Consider the following 21,666-nt stretch of genomic DNA (forward strand, 5'->3'; position numbering starts at 1 on the left):
ACCTGCATAGCAGGTGGTTTATTGTTTCGCACGCTATCGCGAGCTCAACTGACTAAAGTCGTAAAATTAAAAAGGAGTCTCAATTATATTTTGAGTCTCCTTTTTTTATTATATAATTTTAGAGGTTCCATTTATCTAAATTAGCCATTGGGTGCCTTATAATATTCCGCTTTTCTAGGATGTGTCATCTCGTATGGATCTAAAATAATATCCAATTCATCCTCTGATAATACATGTTGAGAGAGACAAAGCTCACGAACGGATTGACCAGAAAGAATAGCTTGCCTTGCAAGAGATGCCGCACTTTCATACCCTAAACGCGGATTTAATGCAGTAACTATCCCTATACTTTTATCTACATATTCCTTAAGAATTTCTTCATTCGCCTGAATACCTGACAAACAGTATTTCGTAAATGATTTAAATCCATTATTCATGATACTAATCGATTGAAGTAGGTTAAAGACTAAAACTGGTTCCATGACATTCAGCTCAAGTTGACCAGCTTCTGAGGCCTGACAAATAGTATGATCGTTACCTATAACTTGAAAAGCAATTTGATTAAGAACCTCAGCCATAACCGGATTAACCTTTCCTGGCATAATTGAAGAACCTGGTTGTCGGGCAGGAATATTAATTTCATTGAGTCCGGCTCGTGGTCCTGAAGCCATTAAACGTATATCATTGGCCACTTTCGATAGATTGATCATACATACTTTCAAGGCTGCCGATACTTCTGTATAAGCATCTGTATTCTGAGTAGCATCAACAAGATGGCTTGCCCCAGCCAATGAGAACCCACTTATTTCTGAAAGATGCTTAACGACCCTTTCAATGTAATCGGGATCTGCATTTAATCCAGTACCAACTGCCGTCGCCCCCATATTTATTTCATATAAATGGATACGGGACTGCTTTATTCGCGCGATGTCACGTTCAAGCACACGGTGATAAGCTTCAAATTCCTGACCGAGTCGAATCGGTACAGCGTCCTGAAGGTGCGTCCGACCCATTTTAATAATTGAATCAAATTCCCGTGCCTTTTGATTAAAAACACCACTCATTTCCTGCATCGTACCGAGTAAAGTGTCCAATAAGCTTAGAACCGCAATATGGGTAGCTGTCGGAAAAACATCATTAGTCGATTGCGCCATATTCACATGGGTGTTCGGGCTGATCCTGCTATAATTACCCTTCCTATCACCAATGATTTCAAGCGCGCGATTAGCGATAACCTCATTAATATTCATATTAATCGAGGTCCCTGCCCCACCCTGAATCGGATCCACAATAAATTGAGTATTCCACTTTCCTTCAATGACTTCCTCGGCTGCCTGTATAATGGCCCGACCTATAAATGGGTCAAGTTGCCCCACTTTTATATTCGCCGCTGCAGCTGCCTTTTTCACAATGGCCAGAGCTTTAATTAAAGACTCATGAAGCCGATAACCTGTAATGGGAAAATTTTCAACCGCTCGTAGAGTTTGAATCCCGTAGTAAGCCGCAGAAGGAATTTCTTTTGAACCTAAGAAATCCTTTTCTATCCTGAATGCAGTATTCTTCATTGTCTCAACTTCCCATTAAGTGAATTTGATGTTTCCTATACAGATTTTCAAAAATATCTAAAAGATAAATGAAATAACTATAATGAAATAATCCCTGTTCCGTTTTCTATTTTTATGGAGGTCCCATAAGGTTGACTTAATTTTCGTAAATGCTCTAAAATATTTGGATTATCAGTAAGCATGGGCCATCCTCTTTTGTACCTTGGCAAGCCAAATCCTAATTCAATGGGATGCAGTTGAATACCCGTAAGGTCTTTCCCTTTCATATTCCAGACTGCGATGATTGACTCCCACACATATCGATTGGCACCTAGCCCCTTCGTATCGTTATCACTTCGCTGATCCAAAGCATCTGCTACATGATGTGTGTGGCCCAATCCATATTTTTCATAAAAGTCGGCAGGAAGGACAGACACCGTATCATTTTGGAAAATAAAATTCCCCAAGCTATAAAAAATGGGCTTGTTTTGATAAATCTCAATCCCTCTTAATACATGTGGCCCATGCCCGATAACTGCATCGGCACCAGCATCGACACACTTTCTCGCTGCTATCTCAAGAAACTGCGCAGGGACAGACTTATCCTCACCTTTCATCTCATGTGAGTGGATACTTACAATCACCACGTCTGCTTGACGGCGTGCCTCCAGAATAGAATGTTCAAGCCTTTCCATATCTGCGGGTAAAGGCTCAGTCTCTTTCCTTGGCTCTTTCCCCTTTTTAAAGTGTAAAGGCCCAAAGGCTATGCCGTCACTAGACTCGATTTCAAATCCCTCTTTGATCGCCAAATTATGTTCGGCGTTAACAAACGTAGTTTCCGCAATCACCTTTAATTCTTTAATTTTTTGTTCACTAGTATAATAAGTTGTTTTGAATCTCAAAGGATTGACACCTGGCCGGCCAATCATATCTGGTCTCTGATCACCCGCTCTCCATGACTCGTGAAAAGTAGAGGTAGCACTAATTATGGCTACTCTACCAGAGGGGGTTTCAAGATATTTCGGTGCACTCGCTTCCGCAAGGTTTTTTCCGACACCGGCATGGATCATTCTTCTTTGATTCAAATGTCTCTCTGTAGCTAATAATCCACCGTATGAATAATCCATTGTGTGGTTGTTCGCCCAAGCAAAAAGATTAAACCCGTAAGCCTTTAAATCTTCCAACACATCTGGATCGGCCATCGCCCATGTCCCTCCACTAAAAGCAGATGGATAGCCCTCTGCATTATGAGTTGTGACCTCAAGATTCGTAAATCGCACATCAGCCCTTCTGATTAAATTAGAAATAGAACAAAAGGATTCCAATGCCATTGAGTTTAACCGCCGAGTAATAAAACTATCACCAGTAGCAGCCAAAGTAAGCTGTCTTTCTTCCATCTCTACCACGCCTCCTTTTTTTGGGGTATATTAGAAAAACTTGGCGTAAAGCGTGCCATCCCTCATTCAGGCGGGCACAAAAATGTCTCTTAGTAGCTTTCTTTAGTCTTGTGGGCATGAGGAAAGCGAGCGTTTTGACGCGGAAATCCACAACGTCATGATGACCAGAAATTACATGCTTCTTTTCTTATTAGATAGCTTACCTTGTCACCAAGCCTTAACAGAGAAAGCCAAAGTTGCACTTATAAGGTCTTCCATATCGTTATACTTTCTGACATTAAAGAATTAAGATCTATTATTCCTTTGGTTTGATCCACTGGCCTTTACGTTCGCTGACAATTTCACCGTCTTTCATAACGGTTTGTCCGCGAATAATTGTTGCAACAGGCACACCTTTCCCTTTAAACCCGTCAAAGGCGGTTACTTTACTTTTGCTGTGTAAGTGCTCCCTTTTAATCTCAAAAGACTGATTTAAATCCACAATTGTCAAATCAGCATCCGTTCCCGGTTGGATGGAGCCTTTTTGTGGATAAATATCAAATTGTTTTGCGGGATTTTCTGAGAGCAAAGCCGACACCTGCTGAATCGTCAGTTTCCCTTCGTTAACCGCATTGAGCATCAACGGAACCATTGTTTCAACGCCGCACATTCCAGCTGGAATTGTCCATAAATCACCGTCTTTTTCCTCTTCTGTATGCGGCGCATGATCGGAACAAACGATCGAAATCGTACCATCGGCTATCCGCTCCCAAAGTGTCTCTTGATCCTTTTTGTATTTTACGGGTGGATAAACCTTCATCGCTGGACCAATCTCGTCATAATCCTCCGCGCTTAAAAACAAATAGTGAGGGCAAGTCTCACTCGTGATCGATTCGCCCCTCTCCTGTGCTGCTTTTACCGCGTTGACACCTTCAGCTGAGGTGATATGAAGTATATGAAGCCTTGCCCCCGTGTGTCTCGCAAATGCGATACCTGTTTGGATCGTTGTCAATTCTGCTAAATCTGAACGTCCTTTTAATAGTGCCTCGTAGTCGTCCTCACCACTAGCCTGAATTTCATTTGTCAGCGTATGGATGAGATCGTTGTTTTCCGCATGGACGGCCAGTAGTTTCCCAGTCTTAGCCACCTCTCTAAAAATCTTGTATACTTCTCCGTCTTTAAAAGGAGGAATAATATCTTTCATATCAGGATTGTAATTGTAGACTAATTCAAAGGTATTTCGGTTGACCGCATAACCCCAGAAGAATTTAAATCCAATAACTCCTGCTTTATTCAGGGACTGGATCTGATCCAAATTAAGGTCTCCGAGACAAATTCCCCAGATTCCAAAATCAACATTTGCCTTTTGTGAGAGGTTATCCACCTGTTTTTGTAGATTCTCAACATGATTGATCGGAGGATTCGTATTTGGCATTTCAAAGACTAGAGTAATCCCGCCTGCTGCAGCCGCCAAGGTGGAATGATAAAAATCTTCTTTATGAGTGGAGCCTGGATCCCTTGAATGAATATGAGTGTCCATTAAACCAGGTAACACATAGCGTCCGGAGGCGTCCGTTTCTTCCTTTGCCGTACCTTTTAAGTGATCTTGTGTGACGGCGGCAATTTTACCGTCTTTTATATAAATATTACCTTCATAACATTCATTCGCTGTCACGAGTTTTCCATTACGTATAATGTGATCCCATTCAATCATTTAGCTCTCCACCTTCTTTTGATTTGTTAAAACAACCTTGCCTACAATATCGTCAATACGTTTAAGATCATGAGCTTTCATGTATTTCCTAATCCCATCGATCATATCAATCATCGCCGTGGGAGTAACAAAGTTTGCCGTTCCCACCTGTACAGCTGTTGCTCCAGCAAGCAGCATTTCAATCGCATCATCGGCCGTCATTACACCGCCGCAACCAATAATCGGAAGCCGTGAGACTTCATGCACTTGGTAGATTTGTCTGACAATAATCGGCTTTACTGCCGGTCCTGACAATCCACCCATAACATTCCCAATTTTTGGTTTCCATGTGTCAATGTCAATTGCCATCGAAAGTAATGTATTGGCAACCACTAACGCATCTGCCCCAGCATTTTCTGCCGCTAAAGCAATCTTTTGAATGTTAGTGACGTTCGGGGTTAGCTTTGTAAGAATGGGTTTATTCGTGACCCCTCTTACCTTACGCACCAGTTCATAGGTAATGTCCTCATCCATTCCAAAAGCAAGACCGTTGTCTTTAAGATTTGGACAAGAGATATTCAGTTCAAGCGCCGCCACATTAGGTACAGCCTCAATCGTTTCGGCCATTTCCACAAATTCCTCAACCGATTCAGCGGAAATACTAGAAATCAAAGGCACTTGGTATTTCCTATAGTAGGGAAGCGTCTCATTCAGATAATGTTCAATCCCCTTACTTTGAATCCCTATCGAATTAATCATGCCACCATAGGTTTCACAAACCCGTGGTGTCGGATTGCCCCCACGCGGGAATTTTGTGATGCTTTTTGGCACAACTGCCCCGAGGAGATTAAAATCAATCACCTGATCCATGCCCTCTCCAAAGGCTCCGGAGGCAGGCATTACAGGATTTTGAAGTTCTAAACCACCGATATCTACCGTGAGGTCAGGCTCATTTATCGTCATGCTAATACCACCTCTTCGAGTGAAAACACAGGCCCATCTTGGCAAACTTTGACTGAATGTTTGGCACCACTACGTTGGATGTCACACACGCAGGCATAACAAACTCCCATTCCGCACCCCATATGCTCTTCTAAAGCAATTTGCCCAGGGATTCCTCTTTCTTTTCCAATCCCTTGTAGAAGAACGGACAATCTTTTTGACCCGCACGTAAAGAGCCTATTAATGAGGTGTGTGTCCAAGATCCGATGAAGGATCTGCCGCACATTTTCGACATCACTGGTTCCCTCTTCCTCTGTCACCTTATAAACTTCTGCACCAAAGCTATGAAGAGCCTCTGTAGCCAATAAATCATCACGCGTTCGTGCACTTAAAATAGCGACCGTTTTGATTCCCATCTCATTAGCCTCTTGAGCCAATGCCGCAAGCGTTGCGATCCCAACCCCTCTTGCCAAAAGCAAAATCGTTTGATCCTCTTTTTCCAGTGAAAATGGAACCCCTAATGGACCAAATAGATTGATCGTTTCACCTTTCTCGAGTTCTGTAAGTTTTTTTGTCCCTTCTCCTTTTACCAAGTAAAGAAATTCGAGTGTATTTTTGTTGATCCTGTAAATGCTAAAAGGTCGCCTTAAAAGTGGGGAGTAGGTATTACCGCAGCGAATATTAAAGAATTGACCCGGCTGAACGTTATCCTCAACCGCTGATGCATCGACAACCATATGCCAATACCGTGCACTTACCTGACGATTGGATAACAATTTTAAATCATAAGCTTTCATGCGACTTTTCCCCCATAGCGGCTTGATCCATCCTACCATGATCCAAAGTCGCCCATTTTAGAACTTCTTCTTCTAATAAGAGGATTCCGACACCAATGTCCTCCAACGCGGCAAATTCATCTTTATGGTGACTGAGTCCATCTCTACATGGAATAAAAATCAATCCTGTTGGACAAAGGCTCGCCATGTTCATTGCATCATGACCTGCTCCACTTGGCATTTGTATACAAGAAAGTCCTAGTTTTCGGCACGTATCAAGCAGAGATGAGATCACTTCCTTTTTTAACGGGACCGGTTGATCATCCATCATTATTTCAGTACGGGTCATTAGATGACGGCGATGTTCAATATCGTCTAATCCTTCCATGATGTTTACCCATACTCTTTGTTTGGAATCGCCATCGATCCCGCGAATGTCAATTTTTACTTCAGCCCTTCCCGGTACCACGTTCATCGCTCCTGGTCTAATCGTACAATCCCCTACTGTCGCTACAGTGCCTTTATCGGCTTCTGATTTGGCTGCCCTTTCTACAATTAATCCAAGCTCAGCGGCACCCAAAAAGGCATCTCTGCGAAGATCCATAGGCGTTGTTCCCGAATGCGATGCCTTCCCTTCAAGTGTGACCTTTATTCGGGTTGGAGCCGCTATACCAGTAACAATGCCTATTTTTTTCCCTTTCTTCTCTAAAACCGGCCCCTGTTCAATATGCATTTCAAAAAAGGCGTTGAAATCTCCGGGATTTTTGGATGCGTTTTCAATCATGTCAAAATCAAACCCCGCTCGTTTAAAAGCCTCCTGGAAGGTTATATCATTGCGATCCTTCAAACTTCCTATTTTTTCTTTAAATAACTTTCCTGCCATCGCCTTGCTCCCAATTGTGGCGACACCGAACCTTGAGGATTCTTCAGCGGTAAAACAAATCACCTCTATAGGATGTTTGGTTTGGAGGTTTCGGTCGTTTAAGCAGCGAATGACTTCAATCCCTGCGACGACCCCAACTGTGCCATCGTACTGCCCTCCATCAATGACGGTATCCAGATGGGACCCCATCGCTACTGGAGGCAGGGCAGGATTTGTCCCCTCTCTACGAGCAATGATATTTCCACAGTCATCCACTCTTACGGTCATGCCCTCTTTTTCACAGATACTCATAAAAAGTTTTTTTGCCCTTAACTCATCAACAGTATAGGCTAACCTGTTCATACCGTTTTCCGAATAACCAATCTGATTAAATTGTGTTAATGTCCCTTTAATTCGTTTAAGATTCATCGCTCTCACTCTTTTCGTTCACAATGAATGAAGATCCATTCTAATTGCTCCGATATACATTCATTATATTAAAGTCTTATCGGAATTTCGTTGTCATAATGGACATAAAAATAAATAGTGCATTGTCATAAAAGACAATGCACTATCTTAACATTTCATGTATTTTTAAACCCAGTTGCAGCATCATTTTCCCATCTGAATGGTTTAAATGATAGCCTGTAATGGTCGATACCTTTTGAATCCGATACTTTAACGTGTTGACATGAATATACAGGGCCTGAGATGCTTCCTTTAGATTTTCATTCTGTTGAAAATAAGCTTCGATGGTCTCCACCAACTTTTGGTCGTGGTGCTCATCATACTTAACCAACTTTCCAATGGTCTCCTCGTAAAACTCCGTTAATTCTCTTCCTCCTACTAAATGCCCCAACAACCGGTACACACCAAGGTCATCATAAAACAGAATCCTCTGAAATTCTTTGACATGATGGCGTAATTTAATCGCCTGTTCTGCTTGGTAATAGCTTTTCCTCAAACCCTTTATTCCTGAATAGGCTCGTCCTACTCCCATACATGACACAAAATGCCGTTCAACGTAAGCATCCAGATCACTGCACAAACGTTCACATTGTCCCCTCAGCTTGTCCCCTTTCAGATCATCTATCGGTAAGATCACACAAACAAGATCACGGATCTTACCTGTAATAGCTTTCGGCCAGCGCTGACGAACAATATAATCGACTTCGTTAACCTTTGAGGTATCCAAATTCCCCTCCTTATAGTCTGTTCGATCGTTCACTAATAACAGGCAGATATATTGTCCCTCATTGACAAAATCATATTTCTCTCCCCACTCCATTAAATCTTGTAGATTCATGGATTCGTTGAATAACAGTTCGCGCATAAAGTCGTTTTTATATTGTTGCTCGACATCATATTTTACTTTCAACCTCAAAAATTCGAGAGACAGGAAAGTGGACGCTTGCTCTAAAATAGCGAGGTCAATTTCCAGATTATCTGTTTTAATCCCCCAACAGGTAATATTACCGTAGATATGCCCATCTAGCATCACAGGGGCAACAATACAAGGAACTCTTTTGTCCCCATAAATCCTCTCTAACCGAATCGGGTGTTTAATCAATGCCAGTTCCCTCTGTTCCTCCTCGGTGAGTGGGGGAATGTCAACATCGGGTTTTGGCAATTTCATAAATGGTAACTGGCTTTCAACGGTGACGATATTTTTAGTCAGGAAACTTAAAGTATCAATAAATTTACCGATCCCTTTATTGCTTAAAGAAATTTCCCTTAATATTTTGCTTGCCTGCTCCAAATCCTCCTGAAGTACTACCTTATTATCAAAAACGACATTCATCACAGGTGATAATATATCCAAATAGCTGACTTTCTCAGGAATTTCAATGACTGGGAAACCAAGCTTCTCCGCCTCTTCAAGGATCACTTCCGGAATAGTTTTTATAATGTGGAACGGTTTAATCGCAAGTGCCGTTGTTTTACTTTTATAAAGCTTCTGGATCAGCGCACGTTGAGCAACCGGATCATCTTTAATAGGATAAAGGGTAGTTAACAATAATTCGTTTCCCTTCAGCCAACGTATGATATCGGAAACTTCCATAATAGTGACATTGTTAATGATTCGCGATAGTCCCTTTTCCCCTGCTACAACTCTGCATTCCCGTAAGCCACCGATTTTCATTGCATTCTTTACTGTAATGCCCATCCATTTCCCCCTTTTCCCTTTTATTCTGCATTGTCTTCTTACCTTAACACAAAAAAGAACAATAAAAGCTCAGGAAGCGATTTATTGTTCTTAAAGTTCTGTTATTCATTTTTCTTTAGAGTGTATAGTACAACTACCTATCTAAAATCCTTTGGAATACGACGGGATACTCCTGTTAAAATCGCGGTTTGTATAACAGACTGTCGTACTTTTGATACGACTTGTTCATTAAAAATACTTGGAATAATATACTGCTCGTTTAATTCTTTATCTGTAACGGCAGCAGCGATGGCTCGAGCAGCAGCCAGCTTCATGGGTTCATTAATATGTGTTGCCCGACAATCAAGGGCTCCACGATAAATCCCAGGAAAAGCGAGTACATTATTGATTTGATTTGGGTAATCACTACGCCCTGTGGCAAAGACTCTAACATGCTCAAGAGCTTCTTCTGGAGAAATCTCAGGATAAGGATTAGCCATGGCAAAAACAATGGGATCTACTGCCATCTTACGGACATCTTCACCCGAGAGTAAGCCCCCCCTTGATACACCAATAAAAACATCGGCCCCCTGAATCACATCTTTTAATGTTCCTTGCTTTTTCTCGACCTGTTCTTGTTCGGCTAACCATCGCCACATTGGATAAGGATAGCTTCCACCATTGATGATTGCGCCATCACGGTCCACAGGAACAAGACTCTTTACTCCCGCATTGATCAGCATTTTACAAATAGCAACACCTGCTGCACCAATTCCATTCACAACGACACGAACGTCTTCAATTTTTTTGCCGACAACTTTTAAAGCATTTAAAAGACCTGCAACAACAACCACGGCAGTTCCGTGTTGATCATCATGAAAAACTGGAATATCTAATTCTTCACTCAAGCGACTTTCAATTTCGAAACAACGTGGTGAACTAATGTCCTCTAGATTAATTCCACCAAAAATGGGCGCTATGTTTTTCACGGTCTGGATGATCTCCTCAGTATCCTGAGTATCTAAACAGATTGGAAACGCATCAACATCCGCTAGTTGCTTGAATAACATCGCTTTACCCTCCATGACTGGAGCCGATGCAAGTGGCCCTATATTTCCAAGGCCAAGAACAGCGCTCCCATCGGAGACAACAGCGACAGTATTCCTTTTAATCGTCAAAGAGTATGCTTTTCGCTCGTTTTCATGAATATCGGAACAAACACGCGCAACACCTGGTGTGTATACCCTTGATAAATCATCTCTATTATGAATAGGTATTTTTGATTTGATGGATATTTTTCCACCTAAATGGGCGAGAAAGGTTCGATCGGATACATTAATGATTTTGATGCCAGACATAGACTTCAAAGATTCAAGGACCCTTTCTTCCTCTTTATCCATGACCTCAATTGTAATGTCACGTATGGAGGAATCCCCACTAGAACTGATCACATCAATTGATATTATATCTCCACCTGCTTTTCCTATAACGGAAGCAACCTCGCCAAATGAAATGTTATTTAACTCAACTCGAGCGATTAAATTATTATATGGCATGTTTTTTCTCCTTTTTAACCCTCATTATCATAATCTCTCTATTATCTCTTGTAAATCTGCACAACTTACCTCACAAGGACTTCCATATCATAGATTAAAGGCCAATCATAAAACGTAGCTCATTTATTTAATATGAACCAAGTAACTAATGGATACGAAAATAAATTGATGATAGAGTCCTTATCTATTTATATCTTCATTTCCTTACCTACACCAGAATTCATAGCCTTTTTATAAACATAGTAAGCTACGGATATATCTTCTATGGCGAGGCCATTAGATTTAAATAAAGTGACTTGGTCTTCACTTTCACGTCCCTTTACAGACCCTATAAGTAAATCAGAGAGATTTTTAATTCTGTTCCAGACCTCGACACCTTCAGCCACAGCAAGAACGAGATCCCCTGATTCATTTTTTGATTGTTCAATAGAGTCTGTAATGATAACATCCGCCACTTTGACAGCCCTACTATCAATCTCTCTCTCATTTATTCGATTATTACCCACAGCATTAATATGGGCACCTTCAGATATCCACTCCCCTTTTAATACGGGTTCAGTAGCACTCGTTACTGTTGTTATAATATCCGACCCTTGAACAGCTTTTTCAATATCAGAGACGGGTAAAAGTTCAGCTTGAACCTCAGATTGTAGTTGCTTACAAAAGCTCTGAATGGATTCCTGGCGTCTGCTCCATACCTTTATCTGTTCTATGTTTCTCACTTCACAGATCGCCTTCAATTGTGTTTCAGCTTGAAAACCCGTCCCAATAAGAGTTACTGTATTAGCGTCTGCCTTTGAAAGCCATTTTGTTGCCAGTGCTGTTGTTGCACCCGTACGTATTCGCCCTAGTTCATCAGCTTCCATCAAACAGAGAAGTTCTCCCTCCTCCGAAAATAATAGAAAATAAGCATTTGGCCCTTTAGGCGTTGTTGTATAATTCTTCACACCTAATATTTTCTGTTCTGTCATTGAGGATGACATGACATTAAGGGTTGTGGAACCTACGACTACACGATTTCTAGGCTGATTCTGAGCGCGCTTATTTGCAAACTCTTTAAGTCCATATTCTACAGCTTTTATAGCCTCTTCCATTGACAATAGTGTGGTCACATCATTTTCAGATAAATACAATGCCATGTTTTTTATCTCCTTACATGAGTTCTAGGTTTATGCCCTCAACAAAGGGTGTATCAAACTTTTTTAGCGAACGTGCTTCCATAAATGATTTGTCGTCAACCTTCCATACGATGAATAAAAGACTAATTAATATGATTATATCGCTTGAGGTTCTCAAAAACATTGTCACTAAGGACATAAAAGCGGGTAAAACGTTATCATAATCAACAAAGCTCTTCCTTTATCCAATTCTGATTTTAGCCGGTAGACAATGCCTTTTTCATCAAATTCATTTATTCTATAGACCGTTATCAGCCTCATAGATAATATTGAGAATAACGAAAGGTTAGCCTAAAGGACCTTTGCCATTAAGCTAACCCATCACCAAGTATGATGAATATAGTGAGACCACACACAAACCGCACTGTGGATCCTTCGTTTCCCTAAATTCAAATATGACTATTCCAATTCCTTACCCTTTGTTTCTGGTATTAAAAGCACTACAGCAATTGCCGCGAGAAAATAAATACCTGAAATAAGCCCTAAAGAATAGCTCAGAGAATGCTTTAACGCAAGGTAACCAATAATGAACGGACCAAATCCAGCAATACCCTTACCCGAATTAAAAATAAAATTTTCAGCGGTTGAACGAATTTCTGTTGAATAATGTTCTGCCATCCATGCACCATAACCACCCATCATTCCATTAACGAAGAATCCCATAATGGCGCCAAGTAATAGTAACAAAGCAAATGCACTTTGCTGGAAGAATATCCAAACTATGATGGCTGATGCAAGTTGAAAAATAATGTAGGATGGTTTTCTCCCCCATTTATCAGAAAGGTAACCAAAGACAATAATCCCTAGGATCATTCCTATTGTTGTGACCACCGTCCAAGAGGTTGTATCTGAAAATGAAAAGTTAAATTGATCTGCAAGCATAGTGGGCGACCAAGTCATAATTGCATAGAACCCAAAATTCTGTACACCTGTTATCAGTATTAATCCTAATGTAATGCCAACTCTTTTAGGTGAATCAAACAATTGTTTTAGTGGTATCTTTCTATCATTAGCTTTCCTAGCTTGATTACTCTTTTTCCATAGTTCAGGCTCGTCTAATTTTCTTCTTGACCACCATGCAAATAGAGCTGGTAAAACACCAATTAGAAAAACACCACGCCAACCAAAATGAGGAGCTATAAGCATAACACATATGGTTGCAAGAACTATCCCTACCTGAAAGCCTACTGCTACACCTGCAGTTGCGCGTGAGCGATATTTCTTGGACCATGTTTCACTAACTAAAGTCATTCCAATTCCAAATTCCCCACCTATACCTAAACCGGATAATAGGCGAAAAAGGTCTAACCAAAAAATATTCGAGGCAATCGCACAAAGGCCTGTGAAGACAGAGAAAATTAAAATCGTTAAAGAGAATATCTTTACCCTTCCATAAATATCCGCTAATGCACCGAAAATGTATCCCCCAATGACTGTCCCTATCAATGTTATGGTAGATATGAAGCCTGCTTCAGCTGAATTCAGCCCTAAATCAGAAGAAATGAGAGGTAACGCAAATGCTAAAATCATCATATCTAGTCCATCCATTGCATAACCTGTGAAAGATGCCCATAATGTTTGCCATTGATATTTTGTAATTTTTTTATCTCCAGGCATTTCTTCAAACATATTATTTGTCTCTAAAGATTGATTCTCCAAAAGATGACCTCCTTCTAATATAACTTCTAATGTTGGTTCATTCTTAAATTCACTTTACCGAATATTAAGAATATTAACTCTGCTATAATGGAAGTGCTTTCAAAAAGAACCATTAAACTAATACTAATAGTAATGTAATCTCAAGTCATTAACGATAGTGACAATTTCTAAGACAAGTATTTGTATAAACCAACAACACTGATCAAATCATTTTCTTGGACCACCTTCTTATAGCCACTTACATAAAAAGGTGGTTACCTAGTTTACCATTTGTATTCAGATTTACCCACTGGTTTAACAAATTCTCCAATTCTTTCTCCAACGAGTTTACCATCAGACATGACCTGCCGTCCTCTGATAAAGGAAGCAACAGGTGCTCCTTTCATAGTTAAGCCATCATAAGGAGTGACTTGACTTTTAGATAATAGATCATCTTTTCTAATCGTCATCGTTGCATTCATATCAACAATAGTAAAGTCGGCGTCAGCATTCGGTTGAATAACACCTTTTTTACCATACAAACCCCAAATTCTTGCAGGAGCTTCTGATAATAATGAAGCGAGCTGATTTAGAGTTATCTTCCCTTTTGCGACGCTATCTAACATGACAGGAACTATAGTCTGTACACCTGTAGCACCCGCAGGTACGTTCCATATATCTCCTACCTTCTCTTCTTCCGTATGCGGTGCATGGTCAGAACCTATAGCTTGAATGTGACCTTGTTGGACACCTTGCCAAAGACGGTCTTGATGACTAGCTTCTCGAATCGGAGGGTAAATTTTCATATTAACGCCTGCACGCGGATAGTCTTGATCTGTAAGGGTTAAATAATGTGGACAGGTTTCTCCAGTAACCTTCATGCCCTTATTTCTAGCTTCAGCTACGAGATCCACACCTTCACCTGCTGCTATGTGTAAGATATGCAAATGTGCGCCTGCAGCATTTGCAATTGTGATGCCTGTTTGAATCGTAAGAGCCTCAGTAAATGAGGGTCTAGAAGAAAGGAATGAAAGATAATCTGTCTTCCCTTTATTTTTTTCAATTTCCACCATCCGCGAAATCACAGCACTATTCTCGGCATGAATACATACAGCTTTACCCGTTTGACCAATGGTATGAAAGGCGTCAAAGATTTGTCCATCATCAGGTGGCGGAAGTACATCGTCACCCTTAGAAGGATTATATACCAACTCCAATGTTTTAGGATTGAGATAGTAACCCCAAAACAGCTTAAAACCAACGACCCCGGCATCTGCCATTGCTTGTAATTTCTTTGTATTTAAATCACCCAATACCATTCCTAAAAGCGCAAAATCAACAAAGGCTTTTGGCGACAAATGTTCTACCTTAGAATAAAAAGAAGCCTCATCACTTACTGGAGGAACTGTATTAGGCATTTCAATAACGGTTGTAACGCCTCCAGCAGCAGCAGATTGTGTTAAATGAGTAAAATCCTCTTTATGGGTTAATCCAGGATCTCTGCTGTGAACGTGCTCATCAATAAAGCCTGGAAATACGTATTTACCTTTTGCATCGTATACTTCGCGAGTTTGAGCACCATCCAACATACCAATGTCTACAATCTTCCCATTACTCACACCAATATCTGCTGAAAAAGTATTTTGCGATGTAACAACTTCACCATTTTTAATGATTAAATCGTATTGCATAACAATTCCCTCCTCTGAATTGATTTAAAAATTCCTCTTAAAAAAGAGTGACAAATCCTTTTCACTTTCTATATCAAGGCATGCCTCCCAAATATCTTCCTTCGTGGATTCACTAAAAATCCCATCAGTTAACGACCTAAATTTAACAAACAGATCCTCTTTTAATGGCGGATGAGCAGAGCTTCCATAAGGATTTGAACAATGTCCAACGAGCGCTTCCCCATTCTTCATTTCTATGGTTACTTGTGCAGCAGCTTCATCTGGCCATTTTGAACTTAATTGAGCGTCTTCCTCTACATCTACCTTTTTTGCTAAGCGTACTATCACTTGATCCATTAAAACTTCACCTTGGAAATTTTCTACCCCAGAATGCCCTTTTACTAGATACATAGCCACAGCATAAGGAATTGAAAACTTTGCTGAGAGCTGATTGCCCTTGGCTAACACATTTAGCCGTGCCGCATTTTTAGCCACTTTTACTTTTATCCCCTTTATCGCTTTTGGGTTGGGCAAGTTTTTGACATGCATGATTGGAAATTCCCCATGAGTTAAACTCCCTTTTAAAGCATTGGCGGTCGCATCCAGTGCTGGATGAACAAGCGCACAGGCTGCATGAAATTTGAAGTAGTTGTCCAATAACCCATAATTTTGGCCCCATTCTTCTGTCAAGGTCCCAGTATTAAAATGCTCACCTAAAATTTCACCAAAAGTTTCACTTAATGCCCGATCATATCCTGTAAAACCACTTTCTATTAAATCCTTTACAGTAAAAGCGATTTGAGCAGTCAAACCCGGAAAGGCATTGCGGACGGTGGCACCCTCTAAGCATGGTTGCCATGAAGTCCCTAGGGTTAAACCAGCGGCAGCATTCATCCCTTGTCTTAATTGTTCAACATCCCACTCCATGATTTTTCCTATCGCAACAATTGCGCCAATTTGACCAAAGTTCCCATGGGGATGAACAATTTTTCTTAAACTTGTAGCTTTTTGAACGCGGTACTGAGCCTCATAGCCTAATATATAAGCTGTTAAAAAATCAGCTCCCGTTTTATTTAAGGCTTGGGAAAGCGCAAAAGCAACCGGAAAGACGTGCAATGAAGGATGCCCCGTGGGTCGACTGCCTTCATCCAATTCCAAAAAACAAGTGGCTGTGGCATTTAAAAAAGCCGCAACACTCGGATCTACCTCTGGAAATCCACTTTTCAGAATAACTGACCCTTTCCCCTTGGCTAGTTTTTGATAGAGTCGTTTCATCTCTGGTTCAAATGATCCGCGAAGTGCAACTCCTATAGTATCCGCTAGAGTCAATTTCGCATGCTCTCTCACATGAATAGGAATGTCTTGATGATTTACCGAAGCAATAAATTCTGCTAACTGATAAGTCGCCTGAGCAATATCCTCTTGGATCACCTTCATATCGCCACCCTCTCGTATTCTATGGTCCTTCAGGGTCAAATAAATGCTGAACTTCCATATGTTTCATAGATTCTCCAAGACAGAGCATTAACATCATGCGCGCTTTTGGACCAGACATAGAAGTTAAAATACAGCCCTTTTCCAGTAACGACCCTCCCCCGGCTTTTGTACCATAAGAAGGGTAAACACGGCCATTGGTACATCTGGAGGAAATCACAACTACGATCCCCTTCTGTAAAGCTAATTCAATGCCATCGGCTAGTGAGTCATTCACATTGCCTAGCCCGGAAGCTTCAATGATCATCCCTTTTGCTCCAGAGGCTATTGAGGCTCGTATAAATCTATCATCCATTCCCACCACATATTTTATTAAATCGACATTGAAATTAGGGCGTTGAGTATTGATCTTTGGCTTGGCAAGTAGCGTTCTTGCAAAATGGATCCGATCTGGATAAACATATCCCAGAGGTCCAAATTCTCCTGAATTGAAAGTATCCGCATTAGTGGTATGAGATTTATAAACTTCACTAGCAGGATGAATGACGCTATTTAGAGCCACCATGACACCCTTATCCATTGCATTTTCACTTACGGCAATACGAACCGCATTCAATATATTAAACGGACCATCTGTAAAAGGGTCTGATAAGCTCCGCATTGCTCCAGTAAAAACCACAGGTCTACTGTCATCGACCATTAAATCTGCCATGAAAGCACTTTCCTCAAGTGTTCCTGTCCCGTGGGTAACGACAATACCTGTTAATTCAGGATCCTCTTCAAAAATATCGTGAATTCTCATGCTTAAATTAAAAATTTGTTCGACAGATAGCTGACTACTAAGCACCTTACTAAAATTCTCAACTTCTATCATTCCATATTCCTCAATACCTGGAACTAATTTTATAATCTCTTCTCCTGCATATGTTGGAGAAGATAAGGCATTATCCTTTTCTGCTGAGGAAATGGTTCCTCCAACTGAAATAATACGAATTCTTGGTTGCACTGTCCTCCCCCTCACATATTAAAAGATAGCCCTTATTAAAGGGCTTTCATAAAAAAGAATACTTTAAGTAACAAAGATTTAATCAAGATTCTTAATCACTTAAACTCCCAATATTTTTAGGTTTTTGCTAGTATACATTCTTCTAATTTTGAGTGAGTGTTTCATTATGTTTCACATATTGTGCTGCAGATACCCCTGCGGTTTTGCCAAATACTGCTCCTGACATTAACCCGGAACCACCTGGGTAGTTTTCATAGAAAATGCCCCCAATCATTTCTCCGGCCGCAAATAGTCCCTTAATAGGTTCACCCTTTTTGTTTAAAACTTCTCCCTTATTGTTCGCCCTTACCCCTCCAAAACAGAAAGTAATCCCACAGGTCACAGGAAAGGCATAGAAAGGACCTTCTTCAATTTTCAAAGACCAATTTGATTTTGGAGGCGTTATCCCCTTTGTGCATTTACCGTCCTTCTCAGAAGGATGATAGGCGCCCTCTTGTACAGCGTTATTATAGTCTTCGATTGTTTTAATAAATTGTTCCCGGTCAACATCTAACTGTTCTACTAAATCTTCAATCGTTTCAGCTTGATAACACGTTGCTTCTTCCCTATTATATTCATCGCGCAGCATATCCCTTACTTGAGAATCAAAGATTTGATAAGCAACATGACCTGGCTGTTTTAAAATCTCTCTTCCGTACTTTGCATAAGTGTAATTTCTAAAGTCTGCTCCCTCGTCAACAAATCGAAAGCCTTCTTTATTGATCATAATCCCTAATGGATAGGAGTGCTTTTTATAAATATCTCCTGGCTTAGTAAAGTCCCCCACCTTTGGTGCATTGGCATCTGTTCCTATAGAATGACCACAATCCCATTCACCGAAAGGCTGGGCGCCTACAGAAAAAGCCATTGACAACCCATCACCTGTGTTAAATTCTGTTCCTCTTACAATTGCATTGTTCCAAATTTCTCCTAACTTTTCTGCACGAAGCTTTTTATTTGCTTCGAAACTTCCACACGCAAGAACGACACTCTTTGTTTGCACAGTGACTTCTTCATCGCCCTTTTTGACCACTATAGAAGAAATACGGTCATCATGAGTTGTCATACGAATAGCTGGAGATTCATACCAAATATCTATACCTAATGCTTTTGCCCTTTTATTTAACTGCTCTATTAAGCCGACACCTCTACCACTTGTCTTTACAGGTAATCCTCCCCAAAAATGGTGAATGCCATCCTTTAAGAAGGATTGGTTATCGTATATGAGATCGAAGTCTATTGTCTGTTCATGCATCCATTTAATAGTGTTATAGGACTCGTAAACAAGGTGCTTAGCCAAATCAGGGTCTGATTTATGTCTAGTAGCTTCCATTAAGTCCGAATAATATTTTTCTTCGGTATAAGGCGGCATATTAATTTTTTTGGCCTCTTCATCTGAAATGCTAGGAATCACTTTTCTCAAATCATCTAATCCATGGAAAGCAAAACGTATGGCCCCATCTGTAAAAAAGGAGTTTCCTCCTCGTTTATGTTTTGGAGCCTTCTCCAATGCAAGGACCTTAGCCCCAGCCTCACTAGCAGCAATTGCAGCACAAAGGGCGGCATTCCCCGCTCCAACGACAACTACATCGTAATGTTTTTCAAATTTATCTACCATAAGAGTCACCCCAAGTTTAAAATTGTTATTATATCATATTTCGGAAACTTTTAAATTGTATACAAATATGCTAAATTAAAAACAAACATAAGTAAAATAGTATTTTTTTATGTTTTAACATAAAATTTTTTTATAACAATATATAGCCTTTTCAACGAAGGAGTTATCACTTCATGAATGAAAAAGATTGGATACTGTTATCAACCTTATTCGATGAGGGTTCAATTACCAAAACAGCACAAAAACTATATATCTCTCAACCGGCATTGACCTATAGAATAAAACAAATAGAAAAAGAGTTTCATTCGGAAGTCATAAAGAGAAGTAAAAATGGAGTAACCTTTACAAATGAGGGGGAATATCTAGTCAATTATGCAAGAACGATGATTAAAGAATTAAGAAAGGCTAAAGACAATATAATAAATATGAAAGAAGAGGTTCATGGAACCTTACGACTGGGCGTATCTAGCAATTTCGCGCTCTACCAACTCCCTTTATTATTAGAGGGTTTCTTGGCGGAATATCCTAACGTGGAGATTAATTTAACCACTGGCTGGAGCCCAAAAATACATGAATTACTGGAAAAGGAAGAGATTCATATTGGTATATCGAGAGGGGAACATCATTGGTCAGGTGAACGAATTGTTTTAAATGAAGAAACATTATGCGTTGCTTCAAAAGACAAGCTCCACATCAATGACTTGCCAAAACTCAGTTTAATAAGATACCAAACAGACTTTCATTTAAAAAATACTTTTGATGAATGGTGGCAAAGTTCGTTTAATGTTCCACCAAAAGTATCCATGGAGGTGGACCGAATCGAAACCTGTAAAGAGTTAGTAAAAAAAGGGCTTGGTTATGCTCTTTTTCCAAGTATCTCTCTCAGAGAAAGCGATCATTTATATACCGCTGATTTAGTGATGAACAATAAAAAAATCTTAAGAAGAACATGGCTTTTATATAGAAAGGAACTTTTAGGCCTCAATATCATCAAAGCTTTTGTGAGATTTACGAAAGCATTTTACTTAGCATCAGAGTAACCTTAGAAAATAAACTCACCTGAATCCAACCTTTATAATATCTAGACTGATATGTTCATCAATCTGGACACTAGTAATCCGTAAGGCTAAGATCTAATAATTTTGCTAGCATTGGTGCCTTTAAATGGGCCTTTTGCTAAAGTCCCCCTCTCTTTCTCCTTACGCACTTATGCTCTTTAACCTTTTATTTCCACCTCTTATCCCGAAACATCATATGGGTGATCATGACTTGGGGAGTCTAACGACATAATGTAGTCTTAATCTTTAAGCGAGCAAGATTCCCGCCCCAATGTCCCTCTCTGTTCTTGAAGGCTTCTTCCCTGGGACAACAAACCTGTCCCCTTGTCCCCATCCCCTTGTCCCCATCTTGGAACAACCGATCACAAAACCCCACCCTTCGACAAAAATAGTCCTTTTTTACCACATTGGGCTTGAATTTTCATTGTAAGCGTTTTACAATTATATTAACATTTAACGTTTACTTCATAATATAGAATTATTACCCATTAACACCTTGCTTCGACATGATGTTTTTTATTCTGTACTAACATCCCACAAAGTAAGGAGATTGTGAAAATGAATGAAGACGTTTTTGGAAGTTATGAAATTACCCTAGACACTGTGGCCATACTAAACGCTCGAGACATCGACTACCATACCGTTGTATTAGAACCTAACGATAATCAGGTTCATGTCAAAAAAAGACCCCTTCAGCTCATTAAAGCCGGGTGTCTTGATGGTGGAGCAAGTTATAACGGGAGACGGGAAGCAGTGATTCATGAGCTTTGTCCTCGGAAAAGATGGAACAAAGTCCCTATCCCTGTCTATCCCCAAGAAGGCATTTATGCATTCCCTACGCATTCACCCGATGATGAGTATTGCTACTGGATTTTCTATCACCATGTGAAAACCATTATTCCACATCCCACGAATCGGAAAAAGTCTATCGTTCTTTTTAAGGACCGCAAGAAACCACTCCATGTGAAAGTCTCCTATAGTTCCTTATATCGGCAATACGTCCGAACCTCCCATTGCATTATGAACCATATTCAAAAAAACAAAGATCGCGCCCAATTACAGAGTTAAAATGGTACCTGTAGGTAGGACACTTGAAAAAGAGTGTTTCACCTACAGGTATTTTTTTGTAT

General features: G+C 40.2%; 16 protein-coding genes. 2 read left to right on the forward strand and 14 right to left on the reverse strand.

The genetic code is table 11. The features are described from left to right. Window positions 1-140: 140 nt before the first annotated feature. The 14 genes from aspA to tcuA all read right to left on the reverse strand — a co-directional run bounded on the left by aspA (window position 141) and on the right by tcuA (window position 19,478). On the reverse strand, window positions 141-1,565 hold the full coding sequence (gene aspA, locus IEV91_RS20445) for an aspartate ammonia-lyase (protein WP_188499277.1): 1,425 nt from the start codon (window positions 1,563-1,565) through the stop codon (window positions 141-143). Between the two features lie 77 nt (window positions 1,566-1,642). Next, window positions 1,643-2,941, reverse strand: a complete 1,299-nt coding sequence (locus tag IEV91_RS20450; protein WP_188499278.1) for a CapA family protein — start codon at window positions 2,939-2,941, stop codon at window positions 1,643-1,645. A gap of 295 nt (window positions 2,942-3,236) precedes the next feature. Beyond that, window positions 3,237-4,634, reverse strand: a complete 1,398-nt coding sequence (gene allB, locus IEV91_RS20455; RefSeq protein WP_188499279.1) for an allantoinase AllB — start codon at window positions 4,632-4,634, stop codon at window positions 3,237-3,239. Beyond that, on the reverse strand, window positions 4,635-5,576 hold the full coding sequence (locus IEV91_RS20460) for a dihydroorotate dehydrogenase (protein ID WP_188499280.1): 942 nt from the start codon (window positions 5,574-5,576) through the stop codon (window positions 4,635-4,637). Then, window positions 5,573-6,352: a dihydroorotate dehydrogenase electron transfer subunit gene (locus tag IEV91_RS20465; protein ID WP_188499281.1), complete on the reverse strand. Its 780-nt coding sequence runs from the start codon at window positions 6,350-6,352 to the stop codon at window positions 5,573-5,575. Before IEV91_RS20465 ends, IEV91_RS20460 begins: the two co-directional genes overlap by 4 nt. Next, window positions 6,339-7,622, reverse strand: coding sequence for a Zn-dependent hydrolase (locus tag IEV91_RS20470; protein WP_188499282.1), 1,284 nt, complete (start codon window positions 7,620-7,622; stop codon window positions 6,339-6,341). The genes IEV91_RS20465 and IEV91_RS20470 overlap by 14 nt, the downstream gene beginning before the upstream one ends. A gap of 142 nt (window positions 7,623-7,764) precedes the next feature. Then, window positions 7,765-9,360 carry a PucR family transcriptional regulator gene (locus IEV91_RS20475; RefSeq protein WP_188499283.1) on the reverse strand — a complete coding sequence of 532 codons (1,596 nt, stop codon included), beginning with the start codon at window positions 9,358-9,360 and terminating at the stop codon, window positions 7,765-7,767. A 137-nt stretch (window positions 9,361-9,497) separates the two neighbouring features. Beyond that, complete coding sequence (locus IEV91_RS20480; protein WP_188499284.1) at window positions 9,498-10,895, reverse strand: NAD-dependent malic enzyme; 1,398 nt, start codon at window positions 10,893-10,895, stop codon at window positions 9,498-9,500. A 188-nt stretch (window positions 10,896-11,083) separates the two neighbouring features. Then, the gene (locus IEV91_RS20485; protein WP_188499285.1) at window positions 11,084-12,034 is read right to left on the reverse strand and encodes an ornithine cyclodeaminase family protein; all 951 of its coding nucleotides are present in this window, start codon (window positions 12,032-12,034) and stop codon (window positions 11,084-11,086) included. Between the two features lie 438 nt (window positions 12,035-12,472). Continuing rightward, on the reverse strand, window positions 12,473-13,732 hold the full coding sequence (locus tag IEV91_RS20490; RefSeq protein ID WP_229745678.1) for an MFS transporter: 1,260 nt from the start codon (window positions 13,730-13,732) through the stop codon (window positions 12,473-12,475). Between the two features lie 263 nt (window positions 13,733-13,995). After that, a complete protein-coding gene (gene allB, locus IEV91_RS20495) occupies window positions 13,996-15,402 on the reverse strand; it encodes an allantoinase AllB (RefSeq protein WP_188499286.1) in 1,407 nt (468 codons plus the stop codon). Between the two features lie 24 nt (window positions 15,403-15,426). Beyond that, on the reverse strand, window positions 15,427-16,818 hold the full coding sequence (locus tag IEV91_RS20500) for an MmgE/PrpD family protein (protein WP_188499287.1): 1,392 nt from the start codon (window positions 16,816-16,818) through the stop codon (window positions 15,427-15,429). Window positions 16,819-16,837: 19 nt separating this feature from the next. Further along, window positions 16,838-17,821, reverse strand: coding sequence for an asparaginase (locus IEV91_RS20505; protein WP_188499288.1), 984 nt, complete (start codon window positions 17,819-17,821; stop codon window positions 16,838-16,840). A gap of 142 nt (window positions 17,822-17,963) precedes the next feature. After that, the gene (gene tcuA, locus IEV91_RS20510) at window positions 17,964-19,478 is read right to left on the reverse strand and encodes an FAD-dependent tricarballylate dehydrogenase TcuA (protein ID WP_188499289.1); all 1,515 of its coding nucleotides are present in this window, start codon (window positions 19,476-19,478) and stop codon (window positions 17,964-17,966) included. 173 nt (window positions 19,479-19,651) lie between these two features. Here tcuA and IEV91_RS20515 point away from each other — a divergent pair, with 173 nt between their 5' ends. Next, window positions 19,652-20,518, forward strand: coding sequence for a LysR family transcriptional regulator (locus IEV91_RS20515; RefSeq protein WP_188499290.1), 867 nt, complete (start codon window positions 19,652-19,654; stop codon window positions 20,516-20,518). Window positions 20,519-21,094: 576 nt separating this feature from the next. Further along, window positions 21,095-21,604, forward strand: coding sequence for a competence protein ComK (locus tag IEV91_RS20520; protein ID WP_188499291.1), 510 nt, complete (start codon window positions 21,095-21,097; stop codon window positions 21,602-21,604). Window positions 21,605-21,666 lie beyond the last annotated feature (62 nt).

This window comes from Pullulanibacillus pueri (genome assembly GCF_014639255.1).
Classification (GTDB): Bacteria; Bacillota; Bacilli; order Bacillales; family Sporolactobacillaceae; genus Pullulanibacillus; species Pullulanibacillus pueri.